Raw genomic sequence first — 7959 nt, 5'->3', positions numbered from 1 at the left:
TCCATGTTGCTCCATTATCTTATCGTCATAATCACGCAGACAAACTGGCGGCGAATTATGTTGCAAAGGTCCCTTTCACAATAGGCTGACCGTCGCTAACCATTTCACGGCCTTTGGCAAAAACCTTCGAAATACGCAAATTTGATGCTTCAACTAACACCAAATCCGCATCTGCTCCGACTGCTATTCGCCCTTTGTGTGGCAGTTTTAAAATAGTGGCTGGCGATAGTGTAACTGAATGCAGCGCGTCGACAATCGAGACATCGTGCTGTTGTACGGCTTCGCAAAATGCTTCATACAAACTGGTGACCCTACCAACTTCCAGCCCAACCAATTGCCCATTAGGGTCAAACACCGGTAAACTGGCGTTGCCATCGGAACTCATGGTTAATTGACTTACTGGTACGCCCTGCTGCAGATAATAGGCCAGAGCTTGAGCTGCCGGAATCTCACCTTCGGCAATAAACTGGGCATTAGTACTGGTCGTCACATCCAGATAGCCACCCAATTTGGCCCAGGCCAGACCTGCCTGCATCAGTTCGCTATTGCGATTCATATGGGTAGGATAATACTGCGTTGCAGGGATGGCTGATTCAGCTACCACCTGGTGCAATAAATCAAGTTTATCCGGATGGTCGCCCACATGAATGCTCACGATACCCGCTTTACCGGCCAACATACCGGCCACTCTTGCATCGGCAGCGATTCTCGCCAGTTCGGCAGCGTTGGGTTGCGACGAACGGTGATCTGCTATAGCCACTTCACCGACACCGATAAATTTATCAATCAAGGTTATGTCGTCGGTCACATTACCCATTAGAGTGCGAACAGGGATCTGGTAGGAGCCGGTGTAGCAATATGCAGTGATACCTTCGGCTTCCAACGCATGAGCCTTGGCGAGCAAATCCGGCAAAGTGCGGGTTACTGCGTCAGTGCCCAGCGCACCAATAACGGTAGTGACACCGCCTAATGTTGCATCAGTCAGTGTCATTTGTGGGGTACGGGTGTGAAAGCCGCCCTCGCCACCACCACCGCCGATATGCACCAGACTATCAACCAATCCCGGCAACAACAGCATACCCTCGGCCTGAACATGCTCGACCCATTCTGCGGATAAATTAATTTCCGGCGCAATGGCCAGCACCCGTTGGTCGCCAAGCAGCACGTCCTGCACACCTAAATCCTGCGGTGCGTAAACTCGTGCACCGCGAATCAATTTCAACACACTCATTGATAGCCTATAAATACTGAAACAATAACAGCCACTGACGCCATGGCATAAAGCACTAGGGTAGGTAACCAAATAAATCTGGCCCAGTCAGACCAATCGATACGGGCAACACCCAGACATCCGATTAACGACGCGGAAGTAGGGATGATGATATTAGTCAGGCCATCGCCTAACTGAAAGGCCAGCACCGCAATTTGCCGCGATACGCCCACCAAATCAGACAGAGGGGACATAAGTGGCATTGTCAGTGCCGCCTGACCCGATCCGGATGCGATAAAAAAATTAAATATCGCCTGGAAAGTCAGCATAAAAAACGCAGAAGTGGACTGGTGCAGGTCTGCCATGCCATCACCGACCCAATGCAATAGTGTATTGAGCACAGAGGGCATGGTGGGATCATCACCGCCCAATATTAACACGATGCCTTTAGCCATCCCCACTATTAATGCCGCTGGCAATAAATCTTTAGCGCCTTGCTGAAACGCCTGTGAAGCTTCGTTGACCTGCATGCGCCCGAACAATATGCAGATAAATGCGATCGCAATGCCGATACTGAAAAACTGGCTGGCAATTTCAGGAATATAATACTGACGGAACGTCACCCCCCATAACACCCAGCCAATGCCAGCCAGCAATACTAACAGAATACAAATATCGATGCGTTCAAACTGGCCATGTGCCGCTTGTTGCTGGCGACTACGAAAATATTCATCCGCCTTAAAACTGATACTAGTGTTGGGAGCGGCTTTCACTTTTGCGGCATAACGTAGGGTAAAGACAATGCCGGATAAGGTGAATATTCCCCACAGGATCATTCTCAACCCACTGCCGGACATCAGCGGTACCCCGGCAATGCCCTGTGCTATGGCCACGCTAAATGGATTCATCCATGACGTGGCGAAACCAATTTGTGTGGCTATATAGGTAATTAAAACCGCGGTCACCGTGTTATACCCCAGCGCTACGACCAGCGGGGTCAGCACTATGCAAAAAGCGATAGCCTCTTCACCCATGCCGAACACTGCGCCGCCTAATGAAAACAGCAAAAACATCAGCGGCAAGATCCAATTGGGTTCGCCTTTGCTGCGGTTGATCAATGCCAGTATGCCATTATTGATGGCACCACTTTGCATAATGATGCCAAAAGCGCCACCGACGATCAGGATGAACATCATGACGCCCACTGCGGAGCCCCATTTATCGCCGGATACCATGCCTTCAAATGCGTAGTTTAAAAAACCATAGCCGCCACCTTCTGCAAAAAGCGGCACGCCACCCTGTGCAGTTGAATCGGCATAGCGGAAACTATCCGGATTTATTAACGCCTGTGCAGTTTGCTCATCATTTGTTGCGTTTAGTTCGAATTGCCCGGCAGGTATCAGGTGCGTCAGCAGTGCTGCCAGGACCATCACAAAAAACAGAATGACAAACGCATCTGGCATGCGACTGGACAGGTCAGGTTTGGCTTGTTGTGTTTGCTTCATGAATAAATGCAGCGGCAGTTTACCTGCCGCTCCTTGTCATACATGCCCGACTAACGTCGGGCTACAGATTCATCAGAATTGATAACTCACAGACACCTTGTAGGTGGTGCCGTATGCATTATGGTTTATAGAGTCGAAGCCCCGCGCTGAACCATAAGCCAATGGAGGCTCACGATCAAACAGGTTATCGATAGTCAGATTGATGCTGGCTTTATCAAAAAAGTAACCCAGAGATGCTCTGACGGTGGTCCAGGCGGCTACTTCCCGTTGACCCTCGCCGTCCAATGCGCCGATTGCATCCAACTCATCCAACTCGCGACCACGCAGGCGATCGATATCATCCTGATAGGCACTGGCATAATAAGCGGTCAGACCCGCATACCAATTGCTCTCATCCCAGAATACGCTGGCGGTGGCAATATTTTGCGGGTAACGCCAGCTACCGGCCAGTTCTTCGATAGCATCCGAACCGGGTTTATTGCGTTCAAAACTAATGTAGTGGGTTGCATCCAGCTTTATGCTCAGTGTTCCACTGGCAAACTGCTGACGATGGTCAAAGCGCAGATCCACACCCGATACCGTTTGGGTACCGGTATTGTCCAGCACTAACACGTGGTCGCGATACAGATCCAGTTCCGCATAGCGCGGATCAGCATAGTCAACCCAGGCGTCCAGGATCTCGCTCAGGTTAGCGCCCTGGTCTTCCAGTGTCAGACCCTGACTGTCGGTTACGTCACACATATCAGGATCATAGGAAATTCCAATTTCTCCGTCCGGCACTAAGCCACAATGACGCACTGACGCATCGGTAATGGCACGATCCAGCATGGCGGTCATATCGGTATCCACCAGCTTTTCGTGATCAAAACGCCAGTAATCCAGTGTAATGCTGGTATTGGCTGTCGGACTATAGCCAAACCCAACGCTGACTGATTCTGACTCTTCGGCCTGCAAATTCGGGTTACCCAATTCCAAAACGTTGTTGCCGCGTAGATCTCCATATCCCTCACAGTACAAATCAGCAACCGCCTGATTGGCCGAGCAGTCAAACGAGGCGGTTGTAGTACGCAATTTAACCCCGGCCTGGGTCAAGGATGGTGCACGGAAAGAGGTCGCCCATGATGCCCGCAACACCAAATCTTCATGGGGGCGATAGCTGATTGCTACTTTGGGATTAAAGGTGCCGCCAAAATCGCTGTAGCGATCATAACGACCTGCCAACTGCATCTCTAACTGCGCTGTCAGGGGGACGTATAGCTCGGCAAAGGCACCCCACTGGGTACGGTCTGCCTCAGATAAGCTGGAACCGAAGCCCATTACGTCCACCAGGTAGGCGTTATCAAAACGGGCCTGCGCATTGAGAGACGGCACATCGGTAATTTCTTCTCGACGAACTTCCATTCCAAACGCGGAACGAATGATATCGTCATTGAAATTCATCAGGTCACCAGTAAAACGCAAATCCCAGCCATAAACCGTGCTTTGGCCAGTGCGCGTTGGCATCTCCTGAGCGGTAGCCAAAATCGATTCATTGTCCGCATCACCCATCAAAAACGGGTTGTACATACCCAGCAAAGAGCCGCCGCTACAACTCAGGCTATCGGTGTCACTATCGTAATTAGCGATGTTGCCGTCAGAACACAGTTCACCGGCAATCGCAGCGTGATATTTGTAGCGATTGTAAACTCCACCAACTGCAACCTGATCCGACTCAGATTTGGACAAAGTTACCGCCGATTCCCAATCCCAGTCATCCAGGGCGCCAGACAAACCCGATACCAAACGCAGTGCATCGGTTTGTATTTCGATTGTGCGTGGTGTGCTAAAACGCGCGTCAAACTGAAAGCCATACAAGGTGCGACCAGCCGGGGTATCAAAAGGATCCAGATACAGGTTATCCAGCAATTCATCGCGGATCCCATCCGGGTAGATATCCAATGCCGATTCATTTGCAAATGGCCCTTCTGAATCATCAATCTGATTGATAGGCGCAGGCGTTGAATAGGAGGTGGACTTATTGCGCGAGAGGAAGAAATCTGTTTTCCAGACCAGATCACCGAATTGTTTGTTATAGGTAAATCCGGCTGACTGGCTTTGCAGTGGTGTTTCCAGCCAATCATCCTGATTGCCATAATAGGCACAGATTTGTTCGCCATATTCAGTGGTTACCAATGGCGTCGCACAATCGGGGCTGGCGATTTCATTTCCGCCGCGCGCCGAGTAATAGTAAATATTTGGGGTTTTGGACAAATAGGAATAGCTGCTTTGCAGCACCGGATCACGTGTATAGGCACGATCAGTCGCCCGGAAAGCATTGCGATCGTAATAATCGGCGAACAGCATCAAGTTGCCGCCCGCCACCTTGTCACCCCAAATGAAATTCAGACTCAAGCTGCCTTCATCGCTACTGGCTGTGCTGTTGCCATACACCGCATTTAACGCAGCTCCCTGGTAATCTTTTTTCAGGATGTAGTTGATAACCCCTGCCACCGCATCCGCACCGTAAGTCGCCGATGCGCCATTGGCGAGTACTTCGACTCGTTCAATAGCAGCCAATGGAATACTGTTGATATCAACGAAGTTTTGCGTGCCGGAAGCAAACGAGCTGGCCGCGATGCGACGCCCGTTTATCAGGGTCAAGGTAGACGCCGGGCCTAATCCACGCAGTGATGCGGCTGCCTGTCCAGCTGGGGTCGAGGTGGAGGTCGCACCGCTTTGTGAAGTGGAAAACGAGCCTTCACCCCCGCGGATCTGGGTCAATGTGCTCATCAATTCAAAAACTGTGGTGGCACCGGATTTTTTAATATCTTCGGCGCTGATCACTGTCAACGACTGAGAACCTTCCAAATCCACACCTTTGATGTGTGAACCGGTAATTTCGATCCGTTCAACGTCCTTGGCGGCTTGCTCTGCCTGCTGGGCCAGGGAAACACTGGGGACAATACCCAGACTCAGAACAATAGCTGCACTTAATTTTGTCATTTTCATATTCAAATCCTGTCATTGCTGACATCAACGCCCTGAATAGCTCCAATCACGCACGGAGTGTCGGGGGATGATGATCGTTGTTGTTTTAAGCAAATAGCGAAAAGTCACCCGGTGCTGAGATCAGCATTCAGGCGATAAATGACAGGCAGGGCTTATTCGTCGAACCACTCCGACAAATAAAAACTCTTGTAGTAATAACTGGCCAGGTTGGCCGCTTTTTTCAGCATCGTTACTCTGATTGAATTAAACAATATTAGGCAGCATCAGATTCACCAATCTATTCAATATTCATGCATATTTGCAAGCCGCATGTTTGACGCATTGACGATTGACACTGATTTACTTTTAACCGTAGCGTAAAAAACTGTCAACAGATATTTGTACACGTCAACCTGGATCCATTAGCTATGCGAATAAGCACATTGGCCGTTTTTTTAGTGGTCGTCATCTTTCAACAAAATGCAGTTAAATCACAAGAAATTGACGCTAAAATAAGTGATTCTGCGAATGTGAATCCTCAGCATTATAACCTGATGTTGATTGGCGGCGGCCTGCAAACTTGCACAAGTATGAGTCGTCATCATTGTCTGAATCCATCGTTTTCATCGCAGGAAAAGTCGCAATTATTGTACAAAGTTACCCCCGAAAGACTTGCCGCGTTACAAGCATCGGCACCATTTTTGCGTCAAAGCAGCGTTTATAAGCAGAATTTTTTATCCGTATTTCAGCATATTTATGCAGACGTGCGGGATCAGGTGCTAACCAAACACCAGTTAAAAGCAGCCTTTTCCCGCGTCAATACGGCAGCCTTAAATGGCGCCAACTTTTACGCCCAAATGCCGGCAGACTTATTTCAGGCCATGCTGGATTTTGTCGAATTTGCCCAGTTGGATGCCCAAGGTGCGCGTTTGCAGGAAAAGGTCGATTTAGCCCAAAACAAAAATCGGCATGCCTATTTTATCGTTAATCAGTTTGCTGCCATGGCACGTGCCAAATCCGCAAAAAGCAAGTCACCCTTGATTGCCGTGGTGACGGCGTCCAGCCGTGATCCGTTTGAATCTGCTGATTTTTATCAGGGGCTGTTTGAACAAGCAGGAGCCAATGTTATTTGGTTACCGTTGGATCCTGCCTTTCAGCAAGCCAGAGCCATGCAGGATTTGGGTTTTGCCGGTTGCGAGAAGTTAGCTGAATTACATTCGAATCATGGATTATTTGATCGCGAACGGATTTATCCGTTGCTCACTGCACTGCAACGGAACTGGTGCCAGCAACCTGAAAAACTCCAACAGGTTCTGCGCGAAGTGCAGGGAGTCTTTTTTAACGGCGGCGATCAAAGTCTGACACTGGCCGCGATGACCAAACCAGACGGCAGCGACAGCGCAGAATTGGCAATCATCCGCCAACGTTTTGAGCAGGGTGAGTTAGTGGTTGGCGGTACCAGCGCTGGTACAGCGGTGCAAGCTGGTGGCGTTTTTACACAACGTCCGGTGCCTATGTTGAGCAATGGTCAGACGGGTATAGCCTTTTCCCGCGGTCCGTTTGCCACCGCCGCGCCGGCACAAGATTGTGGCCTGCAGCAGGACTGTGGCAATGGCCTGTTGGGTGGTGATTTAACCTATCAGGCTTCCGGTGGCACTGGCATGTTTAATCTGGGCATTCTGGATACTCACTTCTCCGAGCGCGATCGCGAAGGCAGACTCGCACTGCTGGCGGCATATACCGGAACCCGATTCGGCTTTGGCATTGATGAAGCCACTGCGTTATTGGTGCAACAACAGGCGAATACAGCCAATATGGCGGTAATTGGGCAGGGCGGTGTATTTGTCGTGGATAGCCGGGACAGTATTTATAAACTGCAAAACAATAAACGCCAGGTCGTTGCCTTGAGTCATTACCTGAATCACGGTGACCAGATGACCTACCATAATGACGACCTTTTGTTCAGTCTGCGGTCAAACAATGTTTCTCTTGCCGGTTCCCTCGCTGAACAGGGCAAATGGCGGCAAACCATCAGCCTTGCCTGCAACAATCCGAGTCCACAGCGCTGGCAACTGGAAACGCTGGCCTTTGTCATTAAGCCTACTGAACAGAGTCAATTTATTAGTGACAGCGTTTCCGGTCGTTGTAGCTATACCAATATGGCGTTTGGCATAGAAAACTAAATCAATCCGGCTGGCCGCCAGAACTATTTAAATGCATCGAGGATCAGGCCAGCTTGAGTTAAATGTCTTTTTAGCTAATGCCACCGTCGAGCCT

General features: G+C 49.9%; 4 protein-coding genes. 1 reads left to right on the top strand and 3 read right to left on the bottom strand.

Translation table 11 applies throughout. The features are described 5' to 3' along the window. Positions 1-55: 55 nt before the first annotated feature. The 3 genes from iadA to TK45_RS16120 all read right to left on the bottom strand — a co-directional run bounded on the left by iadA (position 56) and on the right by TK45_RS16120 (position 5703). Positions 56-1225: a beta-aspartyl-peptidase gene (iadA, locus tag TK45_RS16130; RefSeq protein WP_217350849.1), complete on the bottom strand. Its 1170-nt coding sequence runs from the start codon at positions 1223-1225 to the stop codon at positions 56-58. A gap of 2 nt (positions 1226-1227) precedes the next feature. Beyond that, positions 1228-2715 carry a putative basic amino acid antiporter YfcC gene (gene yfcC / locus TK45_RS16125; protein ID WP_131259870.1) on the bottom strand — a complete coding sequence of 496 codons (1488 nt, stop codon included), beginning with the start codon at positions 2713-2715 and terminating at the stop codon, positions 1228-1230. A gap of 72 nt (positions 2716-2787) precedes the next feature. Beyond that, positions 2788-5703 carry a TonB-dependent receptor domain-containing protein gene (locus TK45_RS16120; protein WP_131259869.1) on the bottom strand — a complete coding sequence of 972 codons (2916 nt, stop codon included), beginning with the start codon at positions 5701-5703 and terminating at the stop codon, positions 2788-2790. Between the two features lie 407 nt (positions 5704-6110). Here TK45_RS16120 and TK45_RS16115 point away from each other — a divergent pair, with 407 nt between their 5' ends. Next, the gene (locus tag TK45_RS16115; RefSeq protein ID WP_165490812.1) at positions 6111-7865 is read left to right on the top strand and encodes a cyanophycinase; all 1755 of its coding nucleotides are present in this window, start codon (positions 6111-6113) and stop codon (positions 7863-7865) included. The last annotated feature ends 94 nt before the right edge of the window (positions 7866-7959 follow it).

The sequence above is a fragment of the Bowmanella sp. JS7-9 genome (assembly GCF_004329715.1).
GTDB classification, from domain to species: Bacteria; Pseudomonadota; Gammaproteobacteria; order Enterobacterales; family Alteromonadaceae; genus Pseudobowmanella; species Pseudobowmanella zhangzhouensis.
The sequence above is the reverse complement of the archived record's forward strand: the minus strand, read 5'-3'. Positions and strand labels throughout refer to the sequence as shown.

Excerpts from the sequence above, each read along its gene's own strand:
- yfcC (WP_131259870.1), bottom strand. The coding sequence starts at position 2,715 with ATGAAGCAAACACAACAAGCCAAACCTGACCTGTCCAGTCGCATGCCA.
- TK45_RS16120 (WP_131259869.1), bottom strand. The coding sequence starts at position 5,703 with ATGAAAATGACAAAATTAAGTGCAGCTATTGTTCTGAGTCTGGGTATT.
- TK45_RS16115 (WP_165490812.1), top strand. The coding sequence starts at position 6,111 with ATGCGAATAAGCACATTGGCCGTTTTTTTAGTGGTCGTCATCTTTCAA.